General features: G+C 73.1%; 13 protein-coding genes. 5 read left to right on the top strand and 8 right to left on the bottom strand.

All coding sequences use genetic code 11. The annotated features are described in order from the left end of the window. Positions 1–236 (bottom strand): hypothetical protein (locus tag ACIP37_RS32430; protein ID WP_363631982.1); only part of this gene is annotated, 236 nt, incomplete at its 3' end. A gap of 414 nt (positions 237–650) precedes the next feature. Here ACIP37_RS32430 and ACIP37_RS32435 point away from each other — a divergent pair. From ACIP37_RS32435 to ACIP37_RS32445, 3 genes are all read left to right on the top strand, one after another. Further along, entirely contained in the window at positions 651–1,427 is a 777-nt protein-coding gene (locus ACIP37_RS32435) for a hypothetical protein (protein WP_363586399.1), read from the top strand. Between the two features lie 163 nt (positions 1,428–1,590). Further along, a complete protein-coding gene (locus ACIP37_RS32440) occupies positions 1,591–3,126 on the top strand; it encodes an MFS transporter (protein ID WP_400844964.1) in 1,536 nt (511 codons plus the stop codon). 356 nt (positions 3,127–3,482) lie between these two features. Next, entirely contained in the window at positions 3,483–4,592 is a 1,110-nt protein-coding gene (locus ACIP37_RS32445) for a Rieske 2Fe-2S domain-containing protein (RefSeq protein WP_363586397.1), read from the top strand. A 56-nt stretch (positions 4,593–4,648) separates the two neighbouring features. Here ACIP37_RS32445 and ACIP37_RS32450 read toward each other — a convergent pair whose 3' ends face one another. The 7 genes from ACIP37_RS32450 to ACIP37_RS32480 all read right to left on the bottom strand — a co-directional run bounded on the left by ACIP37_RS32450 (position 4,649) and on the right by ACIP37_RS32480 (position 14,691). Then, entirely contained in the window at positions 4,649–6,208 is a 1,560-nt protein-coding gene (locus ACIP37_RS32450) for an alpha/beta fold hydrolase (RefSeq protein ID WP_400844967.1), read from the bottom strand. A gap of 156 nt (positions 6,209–6,364) precedes the next feature. Further along, complete coding sequence (locus tag ACIP37_RS32455) at positions 6,365–7,087, bottom strand: ribonuclease H (protein ID WP_400807891.1); 723 nt, start codon at positions 7,085–7,087, stop codon at positions 6,365–6,367. 42 nt (positions 7,088–7,129) lie between these two features. Then, positions 7,130–9,346, bottom strand: coding sequence for an MGH1-like glycoside hydrolase domain-containing protein (locus ACIP37_RS32460; protein ID WP_400807893.1), 2,217 nt, complete (start codon positions 9,344–9,346; stop codon positions 7,130–7,132). Next, positions 9,343–11,445, bottom strand: a complete 2,103-nt coding sequence (locus tag ACIP37_RS32465) for a beta-galactosidase (protein ID WP_400844970.1) — start codon at positions 11,443–11,445, stop codon at positions 9,343–9,345. Before ACIP37_RS32465 ends, ACIP37_RS32460 begins: the two co-directional genes overlap by 4 nt. An 8-nt stretch (positions 11,446–11,453) precedes the next feature. Beyond that, the gene (locus tag ACIP37_RS32470) at positions 11,454–12,344 is read right to left on the bottom strand and encodes a carbohydrate ABC transporter permease (RefSeq protein WP_400844973.1); all 891 of its coding nucleotides are present in this window, start codon (positions 12,342–12,344) and stop codon (positions 11,454–11,456) included. Then, positions 12,341–13,273, bottom strand: coding sequence for a sugar ABC transporter permease (locus ACIP37_RS32475; RefSeq protein WP_350884942.1), 933 nt, complete (start codon positions 13,271–13,273; stop codon positions 12,341–12,343). The genes ACIP37_RS32470 and ACIP37_RS32475 overlap by 4 nt, the downstream gene beginning before the upstream one ends. Before the next feature lie 11 nt (positions 13,274–13,284). Further along, positions 13,285–14,691 (bottom strand): ABC transporter substrate-binding protein, encoded by a 1,407-nt coding sequence (locus ACIP37_RS32480; RefSeq protein WP_400844976.1) that lies wholly within the window; start codon positions 14,689–14,691, stop codon positions 13,285–13,287. 96 nt (positions 14,692–14,787) lie between these two features. On the opposite strand from ACIP37_RS32480, the gene gcvPA reads away from it, so the two are divergent. After that, a complete protein-coding gene (gene gcvPA, locus ACIP37_RS32485) occupies positions 14,788–16,146 on the top strand; it encodes an aminomethyl-transferring glycine dehydrogenase subunit GcvPA (protein ID WP_400807902.1) in 1,359 nt (452 codons plus the stop codon). Continuing rightward, positions 16,143–17,741, top strand: a complete 1,599-nt coding sequence (gcvPB, locus tag ACIP37_RS32490; protein WP_363631997.1) for an aminomethyl-transferring glycine dehydrogenase subunit GcvPB — start codon at positions 16,143–16,145, stop codon at positions 17,739–17,741. Before gcvPA ends, gcvPB begins: the two co-directional genes overlap by 4 nt. Positions 17,742–17,806 lie beyond the last annotated feature (65 nt).

Consider the following 17,806-nt stretch of genomic DNA (forward strand, 5'->3'; position numbering starts at 1 on the left):
CCCGCCAACCGATCCGCCACCCGCCGACCGGTCTTACCCGTCCCACCCACCACCAGCACCACACCAGCACCGACCGGAAGATCCACAACACCCTTACGAGCCATCACGAGCACCTCATTCGGAGAGACGGAGGAAACTGACGGAACCGACGTCCCGAAGGCGCCGGCGGCGATCGGGAGGTCCGACGCGATCCGCGGGCCCCTACCGCTCTGCGAGCCCGGCCGGTTCGTCGTCATGGCACCATTCAAATCCACCCCGAGTCGGCGAACCATAGCCACCGCACTCACATCCATGCGCGAGCGTCTACGCCGCCCACCAGCGGCTGTCCGGCCGGTCCGGTCCGCCACGGAGGTGCGGACCGGCTCCACCACCACCCCACCACAACACACCGCACCCCCGCCGGAAAGCCCTTTCCAGCACCTCTCGACCTCCTCTCCACCACCTCCGGAAATCGACTTCGAAAGAGCTCCGGAAAGCGGCGGGGAAGAAAATCACCGCTGGTGCGGAAATGCGGGTGGAATTCCGGCGGAACACCGGCGCGGCGACAGCGGCGGGCCCCAGGAGCGCGTCCGGACCGGGTCCGGGCGCCCGCGCCCCACCCCGGCAGCGGTAGTCTCGCGGCTGCTGTCGACCCGTGGGAGGGCATGTTCATGGCCAAGCTGATAGTCCTGCTCGCCGCAATCTCGGTGGTCTTCTCGATGATCGCGTTCAACGGCGGAAACGCCCCGATCGGCGTGCTGTTCGCCGTGGTGGCGGCGTCCCCGATCCTCTTCCTCGCCTACGCCGTGGCGACCAGGAAGCGCGCCGCCACCGGCGCCGCACGGCAGTTGACACCCGGCCGGCGCAAGGGACGGACGATCGCCGCACGGGTGGTCGCGCTGGCGATGGTCGGATTCCTCGGGTACGGCGTGTACTGGGTGATCTTCGAGCCGAAGGCGAGCGACAAGGCACTCAGCCGGATCTCCGACCTCGACGCCGGCTGCGCTTCCAACATCGCGCGCAAGTACTTCCCCAAGACCGCCGAGCACACCGGCGCCGGACCGCACCCGGTCGCGATGTTCACCGTCAGCGAGTCCGGCTCCTCGCACCCCGCCTCCCCCGCCGCCGGCTCGCCGGACTACTGGAGCGGGACCCGCCTGGACCCGTACCGCGTCCAGCTGATCGCCTGCCTGGGCTCACCCGACGAGGGCGAGTTCCTCACCGACTGCAAGTTCACCTCGGACACCCTCAAGCTCTACCGCGGCAGGTACGAGGTGACCGTGTACGAGGCCAGGACGGGGAGGAAGGTCGGCACCGAGCAGCTGCTGGGCAGCGCCAAACCCAGCTGCCCCAGCATGGTCTACCTGAAGAAGGACGTCTCCAAGCTGCACACCGAGCCAGAGTTCGCGGACTACCAGCAGGTACTGCGCAAGTACGTCGAGCAGTAGCCCGCCAGGAGCAGCGCCTCCCCGGGCGGCTCCTCCGCCCCCGGGGGATGATGACGGAGGGAGCGTCGAAGCTCACCGAGCGTAGCGAAGGGGACGCCCGCGTTCGATCCTGCGGAAAGCGGGCAGACGGGGCGTCTCGATACGGCGAGCGAAGGAGCCCCGCATGGCCGATCCGGCGAAGTCATCCGCGCGGAACCCGCACGACGGTGCGGCCCCCGGGGCCGGGTCCGGGTCCGGGTCCGGGTCCGCCGGAACCGGGGTCATCGAGACCAACGTGCCGGCCCGGCTGGACCGGCTGCCGTGGTCCCGCTGGCACTGGCGGATCGTGATCGGCCTGGGCACCGTCTGGATCCTGGACGGCCTCGAGGTGACGATCGTCGGCAACATGGCGGCCAGGCTCGCGCAGCCCGGCAGCGGCATCGCCATCTCGACGACCCAGGTGACGACGATCGCGGCCGCCGTGTACGTGGCGGGCGCCTGCTCCGGCGCGCTGTTCTTCGGCTGGCTGACCGACCGGCTCGGGCGCAAGAAGCTGTTCATGGTGACGCTCGCCGTCTACCTGGCGGCGACCGCCGTGACCTCGCTGTCCTGGACGGCCTGGTTCTTCTTCCTCTGCCGCTTCTTCACCGGGTTCGGCATCGGCGGCGAGTACGCGGCGATCAACTCGGCGATCGACGAGCTGATCCCGGCCCGGGTGCGCGGCCGGGTCGACCTGATCATCAACGGCAGCTTCTGGATCGGCGCCGCGCTCGGCGCCTTCGCCTCCGTCGCACTGCTGAACACCGCACTGTTCGCCACCGACGTGGGCTGGCGGCTCGCCTTCGGGATCGGTGTCGTGCTGGGCCTGGTGATCCTGCTGGTCCGCCGGCACGTCCCGGAGAGCCCGCGCTGGCTGTTCACCCACGGGCGGGCCCCGGAGGCCGAGGAGGTGGTGGCCGAGGCCGAGCGGGTCGTGGAGCGGGAGACCGGCCGACCGCTTCCGGCCGTCACCGACCGACCGATCCTGATCCGCGAGCGTGCCCCGCTCGGGTTCGTCACGCTCGCCCGCACCGTGATCAGCCGCTACCCGCGCCGCACGGTGCTCGGCCTCGCGCTCTTCATCGGGCAGGCGTTCCTGTACAACGCCGTGACCTTCGGCTACGCGGTCATCCTGACCCTCTACTTCGACGTGCCGGAGGGCGACACCGGCTACTACTTCGCGGTCATCGCGGTCGGCAACTTCCTCGGCCCGCTGCTCCTGGGCCACCTCTTCGACTCGGTCGGGCGGGTGCCGATGATCGCCGGCACGTACATCGGCTCCGGCCTCCTGCTGTTCGGCACCGCCGCGCTGTTCCAGCAGGGCGCGCTGAGCGCGGCCGGCATGACGGCCTGCTGGACGGCCGTGCTGTTCCTGGCCTCGGCGGGGGCGAGTGCGGCCTACCTGACGGTCAGCGAGATCTTCCCGCTGGAGACCAGGGCGATGTGCATCGCCTTCTTCTACGCCGTCGGCACGGCGGTCGGCGGCATCAGCGGCCCGCTGCTCTTCAACGGCCTGGTGAGCAGCGGGAAGGTCTCCGACACCACGCTCGCGTTCTGCATCGGGGCGGCCCTGATGACGGCCGCGGGGCTGGTCGAGGCCGCGATCGGCGTACGGGCGGAACGGCGCAGCCTGGAGGACCTGGCGGCCCCGCTGAGCGCCGTCGAAGCGGCGGATCGTTAGCTGGTGCCGCCGCCGATGACCAGGATCCGTGTCAACTCGCGCACCCCTCACCGCGTTTGCCGCCGTCCCGAAGTCCAGGGCGTGTCTTCGAGCCCCGCCTGCGCGCCGACGCCGGGCAGGCTGCACGGCGGTGCGGTGGATCGGCCCGGCCGGGAATCGCTCAGCCGTCCGGCCGTCGAAGGTCGCATCGGAGATTTTCTGATGAATCATCAGACTTCTTTGGCATCAGCCATGTTGTTCGTGCGGGCCCCATCGGTCTGCGGCTAGCATGCGGGGCGTTCCGTTCGGAGACGAATCGCCCGGGAGGGCCGGCTGAGCTGCCGAGATCGGAGCCTGGCGGGCCAGGAGGAGAGTTCATGCGCGAGTCCTTAAAGCACGTCCAGCCCATCGGTGAGGGCCCGACCGCGGGCGACGTCGCGCTGCCGCCGGGCCTGCCGTACCCGGACGGGTGGGCCTCGGTCGGCTTTTCCGACGAGCTCAAGCCCGGCACGGTGCTCACCCGGCGGCTGGCCGGGGAGGACGTCGTGCTGTACCGGCTGCGGAGCGGGCGGATCCGCGCGATCCGCCCGTACTGCCCGCACCTGGGGGCCCACCTCGGCCTCGCCGAGGTGGAGGGCGACGACCTGGTCTGCCCCTTCCACCGCTTCGCCTTCGACCCGGACGGCCGGTGCGTGCGGACCGGGTACGGCTCCGCGCCGCCGAAGGCCTCCCTGGCGCAGCTTCCGGTCCGCGAGGTGAACGACGCCGTCTTCGTCTGGCGCCACCACGACGGCCGGCAGCCGGACTGGGAGATCCCGTCGTGGCACACGCTCGGGCACCAGCCGCCCCGGCACGCCGCCTGGGAGATGGCCGGCTACGCCCAGGACGTCATGGAGAACGCGGTGGACCTGGGCCACTTCGTCACCCTGCACGGCTGGCCGAGCGGCGAGTTGGCGGCCCCGATCGACTGGGACGGCACGCGCTTCCACGTCTCGATGCGGGTGCAGGAGGACTTCCCGCTGCTGGGCCGGCGCCAGGTCGAGATCGAGGTCGACGGTTACGGCCTCGCCTGCCTGCACACCGACGTGCACACCCCGGCCCTCGGCCTGAAGATGTGCTCACTGGTGATGGCCACCATGGTCGCGCCCGGCCGGATGCAGTTCCGGCAGGCGAGCCGGTTCTCCTTCGACGAGCCGTCCCGGCTGCCGCCCGCGGTCGGCAGGGCGGTCAGCCGGTCGCTGTCGAGCCTGCTGGCGGGCCCGATGTTCAAGCGGAGCTGCGAGTTCACGGCGGCCGACTTCCCGATCTGGTCCACCAAGAAGTACCTGTCACCGCCCCGGCTCGCCCCCGGCGACGGGCCGATCGGCGCCCTGCGGCACTGGGCCCGGCAGTTCTACCCGCCGGACCCCCAGGAACACCTGCCCGCGCCGACCGCCCTCACGGTCCGGACCGAGAACGGTGCCCGCAGCGGGCTCGCCAAGCCCTGAGCGGACGGACGGACGTACGGCCGGGGCCCGGGTCGGGGCCCCGGCCGGCCGTCTGCTCAGCTCGGGAGCCGGCCACCGAGCAGGAAGGCGGTGAACGGCGCGAGCACCCGGGGGTCGGTGAAGTCGACGCCGTGCGCGGTCGTGTCGAAGGTGACCATCGCCGCCCGGTGCCCGAAGGCGCGCTGGGTCTGCCGGGCGCCGTTGTAGGTGGTGTCGGGGTCGTACCGGTTCTGCAGCATCAGGATGTTGCGCGGGCCGTCCGGGTCGGCCCGGACCGGCGGTTCCTTCGAGCCGTAGTGCCAGAAGGCGCACGGCCAGACGTTGCCGCTCATGCCGTTGGTGAGCGGGTACCGGGCCCGGTCGGCGGCGGTGCGGGCGGCGTAGACGGCCGGGTCGCGGGGCCAGGCCGAGTCGCCGCAGATCACCGCGAACTGGGCCGCGAGGAAGTTGTCGGGGATGACCTGCGGCAGCGGGTTGCCACCCGATCCGCCGGTGCCCGCGCCCGTCGGCCCGGCGGCGACCGTCGCGCCCTCCGGCGTCGGGGCCTGGGCCTGGGCCTGGGCCGGAGTCGTGTCGCGTTCCTCGGCCAGTTGCAGGACCCGCGCGCCGAGGGGGTAGTAGCTCGGCTTGACCAGCGAGGCGTAGACGACGCTGCGCAGGCCGCCGCCGGTGAGCAGCCGGCCGCCCGACAGCGGCAGCGGGTCGCGGTCGACCTCGCCGGCCAGCCGGAGGTAGCTCGCCCGGACCGCCTCGGGGGTGGCGCCGAGGTGCAGGGTGGCGTCCTGGGCGGCGACGAAGCGGGCCAGGGCCGGGAAGGAGTCGGCGAAGCCTTCGCTGAACAGCCTGAACCCCTGCTCCAGCCCGCCCGGCGGCACCGTGCTGTCCAGCACCACGCGGTCGGTGTGCGAGGGGAAGAGGGTGGCGTAGACCTGGCCGAGGTAGGTGCCGTACGAGCTGCCCAGGTAGGAGATCCGGGGCAGGCCCAGGGCGGCCCGGATCCGGTCCAGGTCGCGGGCCGAGTTGGCGGTGGTCACGTCGGCCAGGTAGCCGCCGCTCGCGGCCGCGCAGCCGTCGGCCACCCGCCGGGCCTGGTCGAGGTTGGCGGTGATCGAGCCGTCGGGGCCGGGGAAGGGGTAGTTGAGCTGGGCGTCCCGCTCGGCGGCGGACAGGTCGCAGTGGACCGGGGCGCTGTTGCCCACCCCCCGCTCGTCGAAGCCGATCAGGTCGTACGAGCGCAGGACGTCCGGCGGCAGCAGCTTCGCCATCTCGCCCGGGTAGTCGAGTCCGGAGCCGCCCGGCCCGCCCGGCACCACGGCCAGGGTGCCGCGCCGGTGGGCGGGGTCGGCGGTGCGCAGCCGGGAGACGGTGAGGGTGATCGTGCCCTCGGCCGGGTCGTGGTAGTCCCGCGGCACCCGCAGGGTCGCGCACTGCTGGCGCGGGTCACGGGTGAACGGCACCCCGTTGGCGTTCGGGGTCGGCGCGGGGCAGGACCCCCAGGCGAGTTGCGCCGCCGGGGCCGCGACGGCGGTCGGCGCGAGTGGTGCGGCGAGCAGGAGGGCGGCGGTGAGCAGCGCGCCGCCGGCGCGGGCCGTGGTGCGGCCGGTAGGTCGGGTCATGCGTCCGACGCTAGGACTGGTGAGGTTCCGTCAGCCTCGGCGCGGGGGTGGAGAATTCACCCGGGATGCTTCTCCACCCGGCTCCACCCGGCTCCACCCCGGGGGTGAGTTGGACCCGGGCGGGCCGGTGTCGGCCCGTCCGGCGTCGGACAGGTCCTACGCGTGGGCGCCCGCGCACTCCGGGTGCCCCCAGCTGCTGCCCACCTTGGTGATGGTGTCGCCCTTGGCGTAGGGGCGGGTGCAGGGGCAGGTGCCGGGGAAGCGGGCGGCCAGGGTCCGCGAACCGCCCGAGGAGCGCTTCTTCGCCGTGGACGAGCCCGCCGACGAACCGGCCGACGAGCCCGCCGACGAGGAGGCCGGGCGGGCGGCCCGCGCCGGGGTGGTCCGGGCCGGGTCCGGCTCGGGGAGGTCGGCGGCGGTTCCGCCCGCGGCCTGCTGCCGGCGGGCGGCGTCGCTGGCGGCCTTGTCGGCGATGGCGTTCAGCGGGTCGCCGTTCATCTGGTGGGCGGGGACGTACACGAAGGTGACGTCCCGCCCGGTCAGGAGCTCGTCGATGTGCTGGATCAGCTCGCGGTTGGCGACCGGCTTGCCGGCGGCGGTCTTCCACCCGTTGCGCTTCCAGCCGACCAGCCATTTGGTCACCGCGTCGCGGGTATACGTGCTGTCGAGCCGGACCTCCAGCGGGACGGCCGGATCCGTCGACGCCAGCAGCTGCTCCAGCGCCGTCAGCTCGCCCACGTTGTTGGTGCTGTGCCCGAGCGGACCGGCCTGCCAGCGCTGGGGCACCCCGGCGGCGTCCGCCACCACGTAGGCCCAGGCCGCCGGACCGGGGTTGCCCTTGGCTGCTCCGTCACACGCTGCAATGACTCGTTCGACCATGCCCCGATCATGCCAGGACGTGGCAGGCCCGGGCCAAATCGGTCAGACCCGGAGCAGCAGCAGGAGCAGGGCCGCGGACCAGCTGAAGTTGGTCGAGTTCCGCCCCTCCCCCGTCAGCGGGTCGTAGTTCTCCCGCAGCGGACCGTCGCCGCCGAGCCCGGCCGCCGTCGCCAGCAGCCGGTCCGTCGCCCGGCGGGCGTCCTGGTTCCAGCCGTACCGGCGCAGGCCTTCGATGGCGAAGTAGGTCTGGTCGATCCAGGCCAGCCCGCGCCAGTACCCGGCCGGGTCGAAGGAGGGCGAGCTGCGGGCGACGGTCGGGAACGGCAGCGCGGTGCCGAACTCGGCCGGGTCGAGCAGGAGCCTGCGGACCGCGCGGGCCTGGGCGGGCGAGGCGGTGCCGGACCAGAGCGGGATCGCGCCCTCGATGCCGCGCCCGCGCGCGGTGAGGCGGGCGCCGGTGGCCAGGTCGGTGTCGTGGAACCAGCCCGTGGCCGGGTCGAACATGGTGTCGCGCACGGCCCGGTCGATCGCCTCGGCCCGTCCGCGCAGCCGCTGGGCGGCGGTGCGGTCGCCGAGTTCGGCGGCGATGGCGGCCAGGGCGCGGTGGTCGGCGGCCAGATAGGCGTTCAGGTCGACGGAGCGCTGGGTGAGCGACCAACCCAGCAGGGCGCCCTGCGCGCTGCGGTTGGCGACGACGGCGGCGCCGAGGGCGGCGTCGAAGCGCGGCGCGTTGTCCATGCCGGACTCCCAGGCCGCCGCCGCCAGGCAGTCCGCCGGGGCGGCGTTGCCCGGGTCGACGGTGGCGCCGTACTCGCACAGGCCTTCGCCGTCGTGGTCCCGGGTGCGGTACCACCAGTCCTGGTAGGCGGTCAGTTTGGGCAGCAGCTCGCGCAGGAACGCCCGGTCGCCGCCGCGACGGTAGACCTCCCAGACCGCCCAGGAGGCCAGCGGGGGCTTGGAGTTGCGCTCGTTCCAGTTGCCGCCGCCGGTGCTCGGGTCGTTGTAGAAGACGCAGTCCGGGATCATCCCGGCGTCCTGCGGGCGGTCGGCGGAGTCGGGCCGGATCTGGTGGTCGAACATCGCCCGGATCTGGTCGGCGGCCAGGTCGGGGGCGAAGACGGCGGTGCCGGCGGCCTGCTTCCAGGTGTCCCAGGCCCAGACCCCGCTGAACCACTTGTACGAGAGCGTGGGCGTGACCGCGTCGTGCCGGATCCGCCCGGCCGGGCTGCGCCAGTTGGTGACCAGGGTCTGCACGCACTTGACGGCCGTCCGGCGGCGCGCGGCGGGGACGCCCTCGGTCGCCCGGGTGACGTACCCGGCCCAGCGGGCGGCGCCCGCCGCGGCGACCCGGTCGGGGGCGCGCAGCGCGGCGTCCGCCTCGGCGACGGCGCGGGAGTGCTCGGCGTCGGTGAAGGTGTAGCTCTCGGCCCAGTCCAGGGTGCGGGCCGCGCCCGGGGCCAGCCGGACAGGCCCGGCCAGTTCGGTGCGGTGGCCGTCGCCGCTGACGGTGGTGCGGACCGGCGCCGCGTGGCGGACCTCGAAGCGCTCGGTGCCGTCGGTGAGGTAGTCCCAGGTCTGCCGTACCCGGGCGAACCGGACGGCGACGCCGCGCTCGGCGGCGACCAGGGCGGGGGCGTCGTGCTGGGGGCCGGTGGCCGGGCGCAGCAGTGTCCCGGTCCAGGCGACCTGGAGGGTCCGTTCGGCCGGGCCGCCGTTGGCCAGCCGGGCCCTGACCAGGGCGGTGCGGTTGCCGGCGAAGCGCAGTTCGAGGGTGAGCGCCAGGCGGCCGCCGAGGTCGTAGGACTGGCGCAGCAGCCCGGGCAGCGAGGTGAGCCGGGGGGCGCCGCCGGCGGCGAGGTCCAGGATCCTTCCCTGCTCGGTCAGTTGGAGGCGGTTGAGGCCGTCGCTGAGCCACCACGGGTATTCCTGGGCGAGGTGGAGGGGGCCGGTGAAGCCGCCGAGCGGGTCCTGCGGGCGCGGCAGGGCGTAGGCGTGCCAGGCGCCGAGGTCGGCGAAGACGTTGATCGGGTTGTTGCCGGTGGCGTCTCCGGGGTAGGCCTGCGCGGGGGTGCCGTGCAGGTCGAGGATGTCGGCGTAGCGGTCGGACAGGTCGGACAGGGCGGACGGGTCAGCCAGGTCGGACGGGGCGGCCTGCCGGTCGTCGGCGTGGGCGGCCGGTGCGACGCCGCCCGCCACGGCGAGGGCGGTGCCGGTGGCGGCGGTGGCGGCCAGGAGTCGGCGGCGGGACAACGGCGTCATGTGCGCTCCTCGGCGGGCGTGGACGGAGACGGAGACGTGGACGGGGAGGCCGGATCGGGGCCGGCGGCGGGAACCCGGACGACGACGGCGCCGAGCGGTGCGAGGGTGACGCCCCGGCCGGTGTCGGCGCCGGTGAGCAGGTCGGTGCCGCGCCGGTCCAGCGCCACCCGGCATGCGGCGGGGCCGTGGTTGAGCAGGAACAGGTAGTCGGTGCCGTCGGCGGCGCGGCGGCGGGTGGCCTCGACACCGGCCGGCAGGCCGGGCAGTTCGGCGCCGACCCCGGCTTCGGCGAGCGGCAGGTCGAGCACCCGGCCGACGTCCGCACCGAGGTGGCAGCCGAGGTACCAGGCGCTGCCGGTGCCGTGGCGGTGCCGGGTGACGGCGGGCAGGCCCGCCAGCTCGCCGGAGGCGTAGCGGGCGACGGTCTCGGCGCCCTCGGTGTCGATCCATTCGCTCCAGTGCTCGGCCCGCAGCTCCGGCCCGCCGTCATCGAGCCGGACGGTGGTGGCGGCCCCGTCGGGGATCGGCCAGTGCTCGTCCACGACGAGGCCGAACAGCGGCCGCAGCGGCCCGGGGTGGCCGCCGGGGTGGAGGTGGTCGTGCCGGTCGCTGATGCCGCTGAACGGGCCGCAGACCAGGTGGCCGCCCGCCTGGACGAAGGCGGTGAGCCGGGCGGCGGTCGCGGTGTCGAGCAGGTACAGGTTGGGGGCGAGCAGCAGCCGGTAGCCGTCGAGGTCGCCGGTGGGCGGGACGAAGTCGACGGTCACGCCGCGGTCGTGGAGGGCCGCGTACCAGGGCCGGAGCAGGTCGAGCCAGCGCATCCGCGCGGAGGGGTGGTCGTCCAGCTCCAGCGCCCACCAGCTGTCCCAGTCGAGCAGGACGGCCGCCCGCCCGCGGATCCGGCTGCCCGCGATCTCGCCGAGCCGGCGCAGCTCTGCCCCGAACCGGACGGTCTCCCGCCAGCCGCGCGAGGAGGTGCCGCGGTGCGGGAGCATCGCGCTGTGGAACTTCTCGGCCCCGGCGACGGAGGCGCGCCACTGGAAGTGCAGTACGCCGTCCGCGCCCCGGGCCAGCGCCTGGAGCGACCAGAGCCGGTACAGGCCGGGCCGTTTGGGCAGGTTGACGGTCCGCCAGCTGACGGCCGAGGGGGCCTGTTCCATCAGCAGCCACGGCTTGCCGCCCTTGAGGGAGCGCATCAGGTCGTAGTTCATGGCCGCGTTGACGTGTGTGCGGGGGTCGGCCGGGTCGGGGTAGGCGTCGTCGGAGACGAGGTCCTCGTGGCGGCTCCACTCCCAGTAGTCCAGCGACTTGAGCATCGACATGAAGTTGGTGGTGACCGGCACGCCCGGTGAGACCTCGTCGAGGACGGCCTTCTCGGTGCGGTGCAGGGCCAGCAGCGCGTCGGAGCAGAACCGGCGCCAGTCCAGCAGCTGGGTCGGGTTGACCGGCCCCGGCGCGGCGCGCGGCGGTTCGATCTCGTCGAACGAGCCGTAGCGCTGCGACCAGAACGCCGTCCCCCAGGACCGGTTGAGCTCGTCGACGTCGCCGTGCCGCTCGCGCAGCCAGCGCCGGAAGTCGGCGGCGGACGCGGGGCAGAAGCACTCCTGGACGTGGTCTCCGTACTCGTTGTGGATGTGCCACAGGGCGAGTGCGGGGTGGTCGTGGTAGCGCTCGGCGAGGGCCCGGGTGAGCCGGGCGGCGGCGGCCCGGTAGACGGCGGAGGAGGGGCAGTAGTGCTGGCGCGAGCCGAACTCCAGCCGGACGCCGTCGGCGGTGACGGGCAGCAGCTCGGGGTGGGCGCGGACCAGCCAGGCGGGTGGCGAGGCGGTGGCGGTGGCCAGGTCGACGGCGATGCCATGGCCGTGGACGAGGTCGAGGAGGCGGTCCAGCCAGCCGAAGTCCCAGCTGTCGGCCGCTGGTTGGAGCCGCGCCCAGGAGAAGACCCCGACGGTGACCAGGTTGACCCCGGCCTCGGCCATCAGCTTCACGTCCTCGGCCCACACCTCCTCGGACCACTGCTCGGGGTTCCAGTCCCCGCCGTAGAGGAGGCCGGGCACGCGGGTCAGCGCGGCCGCGCGGGAAGGAGTACGGGAGGTCATGCGGGGGGTCATCCTTTCAGCGCTCCGCCGAGCAGGCCGGCCACGAACTGCCGCTGGAACACCAGGAAGAGCAGCACCAGCGGGAGGGTGGCCAGCAGGGAGCCGAGCATGAGGCCGGAGTAGTCGACGCGGGTCAGCCCGGTCAGTGTGTTGAGCGCCACCGGCACGGTGTACTTGTCCTCGGTGTTGAGCATCAGAAGCGGCCAGATGAAGCTGTTCCACTGGCCCATGAAGGTGAAGATCACGAGCGCGCCCAACTGCGGCCGCACGCACGGCAGGACGACCTGGTAGAAGGTGCGCAGTTCGCCGGAGCCGTCGATGCGCGCCGACTCCAGGAGTTCGTCGGGGAAGTCCAGGAAGCCCTGGCGCATCAGCAGGATGCCGAAGGAGTTGGCCAGGAAGGGCAGGATGACCGCCTGGTAGCTGTCGATCCAGCCGACGCTGGCCATCATCTGGAACAGCGGGACGAGCAGCACCTGGAGCGGGATCATCATGGTCGCCAGCACCAGCCCGAGCAGTAGCCCGCGACCCCGGAACCGGTACTTGGCCAGCCCGTAGCCGCACATGGCCGACAGCAGGGAGCTCAGCGCGGTGTAGACGACGGCCACGCCGAGGCTGTTGAGCAGCACCCGGCCGAAGCCGATGCTCTGCTGGAGGTGCGCCAGGTTGCGCAGCAGTTCCCCGCCGGGCAGGAACGGCGGCGGGGAGTGGAAGAGTTCGGAGCTGCTGTGGGTGCTGGCGATCAGCATCCAGGCGAACGGCACCAGGCTGACGACGGCGCCGAGGGCGAGCACGGCCAGGACGGCGCCGCGGCCGAGCCGGGCGGCCGGCGGGCGGGCCACCGGTGGGCGGACGGCCGCCGGTCGGGCGGGCCGGGGGCGGGCGGAGGTGGCGCTCATCGGCGGCGTTCCCTTCCGTAGAACCGGAACTGGAGGAGGGAGACGGCGGCGATGACCAGCACCACGACCCAGGCGATCGCGGCCGCGTACCCGAAGTCGAGCTGCTGGAAGCCGACCTTGTACAGGTAGACCACCGGGGTGAGGGTCGCGTCGCCGGGGCCGCCGCGCGTCAGCACATAGTTCTCGTCGAAGAGTTGGAGCGTGCCGATGGTGGAGGTGATGACGCAGAACAGCACCACCGGCCGCAGCTGCGGCAGGATCACGCTGGTGTAGGTGCGCAGCGTGCCCGCGCCGTCGAGGGCGGCGGCCTCGTACTGGTCCCGGCCGATGGCGTGCAGGCCGGCGAGCAGGATGACGGCGTTGTAGCCGGTCCAGCGCCAGGTGACCGAGCCGATCAGGGAGATCCTGGCCCAGGTGGGCGAGTTGAGCCAGTCGACGGGGCCGGCGCCCAGGGCGTGCAGGAGCTGGTTGGCCAGGCCGCCGTCGGTGCGCAGCAGCACCTGGAAGACGACGGCGTAGGCGACCAGCGTGGTGACGGCGGGCAGGAAGAAGACGGCCCGCCAGCCGGCCCGGAAGCGCAGCCAGGACTGGTTCAGCAGGACGGCCAGCACCAGCGCCAGGCCGATCATCACGGGCACCTGGACGGCCAGGATCATCCCGGTGTTGACCAGGGAGTGCAGGAAGGCCGGGTCGTCCAGCATCCGCCGGTACTGGTCCAGGCCGACCCAGACGGTGGCGCCGTCCCGGCGGGCGGTGAAGCTCTGGTAGAGGCTGGCGCCGAGCGGATAGGCGAAGAAGAGGATGAAGAGCACGGCCGTGGGCCCGGCGAAGAGCCAGGCCGCGGAGCGTGGCAGCCGTCGTCGCCGGGTGGGCGCGGTGCGCGCGGGTGCGGCGGCCACCCGGGGGGCGGGGGCCTGGAGACTGGTCATGGCGCGTGTCCCTACGGGGCCGGCTGGCGACTGGTCGCGGTGGCGATCTGGCGGGCGGCGGAGCGCAGCGCGGTGCCGGGGTCGGCTCCGTTGTGCAGCACCTGGTTGACGGCGGTGTTGACGATGTCGCCGGCCTTGGAGTCGTCGGCGGTGCTCTCGACGGTGGGGATGGACCGGGCGAGGTCGGCGAGGAGCCGCATGGCGGGCTGGTTCGCGTAGTACGGGTCCGGCTGCTGGAAGTACGGGTCGTCCAGGGCCGGGAGGTAGGCGGGGAAGAGGCCTTCGTGCTCCATCATCGAGGCCTGGTTGGCCCGGTCGGCGAGCAGGAAGGAGAGGAATTCCCAGGCCAGTTCGGGGTTCTTGCTCTGGGCGGTGACGCAGAGGGTGGAGCCGCCGCTGTTGGAGGTGCGGCAGCCGCCGGGGTCGAACGCGGGCAGGGGGACGACGCCGAACCTGCCGTTCAGGTCGGCCATGTCGCCGGTGAGGGTGCCGTCCCACCAGGCGGCGGTGGGGGTGGTGGCGGCCTTGCCGTCGTGGGTGCCGGAGACCAGGCCGTCCCAGCCGTTCTCGAAGTCGACCAGGCCCCGGTCGACCAGTTGCTTCATCAGGGTGAGCGCCCGTTCGGCGGCGGGTGAGGCGACGGCGACCTTGCCGTCGACGAACCAGCCCTGGCCCTGCTGTTGGAGCAGCAGGGCGAACATGCTGTCCTGCTTGGCGTCCAGGATGAGCAGTTTCTTGCCGGTGCGGTCCTTGAGGGTGGTGCCGGCGGCGAGGTAGTCGTCCCAGGTGGTGAGGGTGGCGGGGTCGATTCCGGCCCGCTGGAAGTGGTCGCGGCGGTAGAAGAGGGCGCACGGGCCGCTGTCCCAGGGCAGGGCGAGGACGCGGCCGCCCGCGTCGGTGACGGTGCGCCAGGCGGACGGTGCGAAGTCCTTCGCGAGGCCGCCGGCCCGGCTGGTCAGGTCCACCAGCGCGTGGGGGAAGTTGCCGATGTAGGTGGGCATCCTGTGGCCCTCGACGGTCAGCACGTCGGGGAGTCCGCTGCCGGCTCCGAGCCCGACGGTGATCTTGTCGTAGGCGTTGTCGTAGCCGATGTCGACGACGTCGACGGTGGTGCCGGGGTGGGCCTGTTCGAAGGCCTTGCCGAGCCGTTGCATGGCCTTGGCGGCGACGTCCCAGGACCAGATGGTGATCTTCCCGGCGACCTTGCCGCCCGAACTCGCGTCCAGCCGTCTGGCGTCCGGGGCGCCGGCGCCGCCGGTGGCGCAGCCCGTCGCCCCGGTCAGCAGCAGCGCGCCGCCCGCGAGCCCGGCGCCGAGGACCCGGCGCCGGGTGGGGCCCGGTCCGGATCCGGCCCGGCTGCCCGCCGGAGCGTCAAGGCGTCTGTGCCGGGTGCCGGTTGAGTTCTTTCCTCCCGACATCTTGCCTCCTGAAGAGTGAATGCCGAATGCTGTATACAGAACTCAGCACACACAGTGCCGTCAAGGCCTGTGACCGAAATCGCGGAAGGTGCCAGGATGACCGCACGCGCCCCCCGGACCCACCCGTACATCCCCAACTCCGCCCCCGACGTGAAGAAGGCCATGCTGGCGGCGATCGGCGCGCACAGCGTCGAGGAGTTCTACGCCGACATCCCCGCCGAGCTCCGCCTGGACCGCCCGCTGCGACTGCCCGATCCGCTCGGCTCCGAGGCGCAACTGGTCGCCCACATGGAGGAGTTGCTCGCCCGCAACACCACCGTCCCGCCCGGCCGCAGCTTCCTCGGCGCCGGCTGCTACCGCCACCACGTGCCCGCCGTGGTCGACGAGGTCGTCAACCGCAGCGAGTTCCTCACCGCCTACGCCGGTGAGCCGTACGAGGACCACGGCCGGTTCCAGGCCCTGTGGGAGTACCAGTCGCTGATGGCCGAACTGCTGGCCGTCGACGTCGTCAACGTGCCGACCTACGACGGCTTCCAGGCCGCCGCGACCGCGCTGCGGATGGCCGGCCGGGCCACCGGGCGGCGCCGCCTCCTGCTGGTCGGCGACCTCGACCCGGACAAGCTCTCCCGGATCCGCGACTATGTGCGCGGCGTCCACGACCTCGTGCTCGTCCCGGCCGAGCCCGGGGCCGTCCGCGCCGCCCTCGCCGCCGGCGACGCCGCCGCCGTCTTCGCCGAACTGACCGACCACTGCGGCCGGGTCGACCCCGAACTGCCGCAGTACGTCGAACTCGCCCACCAGGCAGGCGCGCTGGCCGTCATCGGCGCCAACCCGCTGAGCCTCGGCGTGCTCGCCCCGCCCGCCTCCTTCGGCGCCGACCTCACCTGCGGCGACCTCCAGCCGCTCGGCATCCACCCCAGCTTCGGCGGCGGCAACGCGGGCTTCATCGCCAGCGCCGACGACGAACGCCTGGTGGCCGAGTACCCCAGCCGCCTCTTCGGCCTCACCCCCACCGACGTGCCGGGCGAGTACGGCTTCGGCGACGTCGCCTACGAGCGCACCTCCTTCGCCCTGCGCGAGGAGGGCAAGGAGTGGGTCGGCACCGCCGCCGCCCTGCACGGCATCGCCGCCGGGGTCTACCTCTCGCTGATGGGGCCGCACGGCATGCGCGAGATCGGCGAGACCATCCTCGCCAACACCGCCTACGCCCGCCGGCACCTCGCCCAGGCCCCCGGCGTGGAACTCGCCGACCCCGAGGCCGTCCACTTCGCCGACTTCACCCTCCGCTACACCGGCGGGCGCACCGCCGCCGAGGTCGCCGCCGCGCTGCTCGCCCGCGGCCTGCACGCCGGCACCCCGGCCGGGGAACACGAGGGCCGCTACTGCGTGACCGAGCTCCACACCCAGGCCGACATCGACCGCCTCGCCACCGCCCTTGAGGAGATCGTCAAGTGACGGATCGTCAGAACAGCGGCGGGACCGACCCGCGGATCGCCCCCAAGCCCGCTCTGCGCCGCTTCCACCAGGCCCGCTGGGACGAGAAGCTGATCTTCGAACTGGGCGCGCCCGGCGAGCGCGGCGTCCTGCCGCCGACCCCCGGACCCGGCGTCACCGCCGCCGTCGGCAGCCCCGCCGACCGCCTGCCCGCCGCGCTGCGCCGCGCCACCCCGGCCGCGCTGCCCGAACTCGGCCAGCAGCAGGTGCTCCGCCACTACCTGCGGCTCTCCCAGGAGAACCTCGGCGCCGACCTCAACGTCGACGTCGGCCAGGGCACCTGCACCATGAAGTACAGCCCCAAGGTCAACGACGCCTTCGTCCGCGACCCGCGCATCGCCGCCCTGCACCCGGCCCAGGACCCCTCGACCGTCCAAGGGGTGCTCGAACTCGTCCACCGGCTTGAGCAGTTGCTCAAGGAGGTCTCCGGCATGGACCGGGTCTCGCTGCAACCCGGCGCCGGCTCCGCCGCGATCTGGACCAACGTCTCCGTCATCCGCGCCCACTTCGCCGCCCGCGGCGAGGCGGAGCAGCGCGACGAGGTCATCACCACCGCCTTCTCGCACCCCTCCAACGCCGCCTGCGCCAAGACCGCCGGCTTCAAGGTGATCACCCTGCACCCGGACGCGGACGGCTACCCCGACATCGAGGCGCTGCGCGCCGCCGTCGGCCCGCGCACCGCCGCGCTGCTCATCACCAACCCCGAGGACACCGGGATCTACAACCCCCGGATCGCCGAGTTCGTCCGCATCGTGCACGCCGCCGGCGGCCTGTGCGCCTACGACCAGGCCAACGCCAACGGCGTCCTCGGCATCACCCGGGCCCGCGAGGCCGGCTTCGACCTGTGCCACTTCAACCTGCACAAGACCTTCTCCACCCCGCACGCCTGCGGCGGCCCCGCCGCCGGCGCCTGCGGCGTCACCGCCGAGCTCGCGCCCCACCTGCCCAGCCCCACCGTCGAGTTCGACGGCGAGCGGTACATCCTGGACCACGACCGGCCGGAGTCCATCGGCAAGATCCGCCCCTACCTGGGCGTCGTCCCGAACCTGGTCCGCGCCTACGCCTGGATCATGTCGATGGGCGCCGCGGGGCTGCGCGAGGCCGCCGAGACCGCCGTGCTCAACAACAACTACCTGATGCACCAGGTCCAGCGGATCCGCGGCGTCTCCGTGCCCTACGCCAAGGGGCGCCCGCGCGTCGAGCAGGTCCGCTACAGCTGGCAGCAGCTCAACGAGGACACCGGCCTGCACAGCGAGGACCTCGGGTACCGCGCCGCCGACTTCGGCACCCACTACTGGACCAGCCACCACCCGTACGTCGTCCCCGAGCCGATGACACTGGAGCCGACCGAGTCCTACTCCCGCGCCGACCTCGACGAGTACGCCGCGATCCTCGCCGAGGTCGCCCGCGAGGCCTACGAGGACCCGGAGACCGTCCGCACGGCCCCGCACAACTCCACCGTGCACCGCATCCGGCACGAACCGCTGGACGACCCGGCGGTCTGGGCCGTCAGCTGGCGCGCCTACCGCCGCAAGGTCCTCGGCGAGCGGCCGTGACGGCGGGCCCCGGGGCCGGTCGTCCGACTCCCGCCGTCCGCCCGGCGGGCGGGAACCCGACGACC

This window comes from Kitasatospora sp. NPDC088861, assembly GCF_044750105.1.
Classification (GTDB): Bacteria; Actinomycetota; Actinomycetes; order Streptomycetales; family Streptomycetaceae; genus Kitasatospora.

Bases quoted from the DNA above. Each gene is read 5' to 3' on its own strand.
- ACIP37_RS32435 (WP_363586399.1), top strand. From the start codon at position 651: ATGGCCAAGCTGATAGTCCTGCTCGCCGCAATCTCGGTGGTCTTCTCG.
- ACIP37_RS32440 (WP_400844964.1), top strand. From the start codon at position 1,591: ATGGCCGATCCGGCGAAGTCATCCGCGCGGAACCCGCACGACGGTGCG.
- ACIP37_RS32445 (WP_363586397.1), top strand. From the start codon at position 3,483: ATGCGCGAGTCCTTAAAGCACGTCCAGCCCATCGGTGAGGGCCCGACC.
- ACIP37_RS32450 (WP_400844967.1), bottom strand. From the start codon at position 6,208: ATGACCCGACCTACCGGCCGCACCACGGCCCGCGCCGGCGGCGCGCTG.
- ACIP37_RS32455 (WP_400807891.1), bottom strand. From the start codon at position 7,087: ATGGTCGAACGAGTCATTGCAGCGTGTGACGGAGCAGCCAAGGGCAAC.
- ACIP37_RS32460 (WP_400807893.1), bottom strand. From the start codon at position 9,346: ATGACGCCGTTGTCCCGCCGCCGACTCCTGGCCGCCACCGCCGCCACC.
- ACIP37_RS32465 (WP_400844970.1), bottom strand. From the start codon at position 11,445: ATGACCTCCCGTACTCCTTCCCGCGCGGCCGCGCTGACCCGCGTGCCC.
- ACIP37_RS32470 (WP_400844973.1), bottom strand. From the start codon at position 12,344: ATGAGCGCCACCTCCGCCCGCCCCCGGCCCGCCCGACCGGCGGCCGTC.
- ACIP37_RS32475 (WP_350884942.1), bottom strand. From the start codon at position 13,273: ATGACCAGTCTCCAGGCCCCCGCCCCCCGGGTGGCCGCCGCACCCGCG.
- ACIP37_RS32480 (WP_400844976.1), bottom strand. From the start codon at position 14,691: ATGTCGGGAGGAAAGAACTCAACCGGCACCCGGCACAGACGCCTTGAC.
- gcvPA (WP_400807902.1), top strand. From the start codon at position 14,788: ATGACCGCACGCGCCCCCCGGACCCACCCGTACATCCCCAACTCCGCC.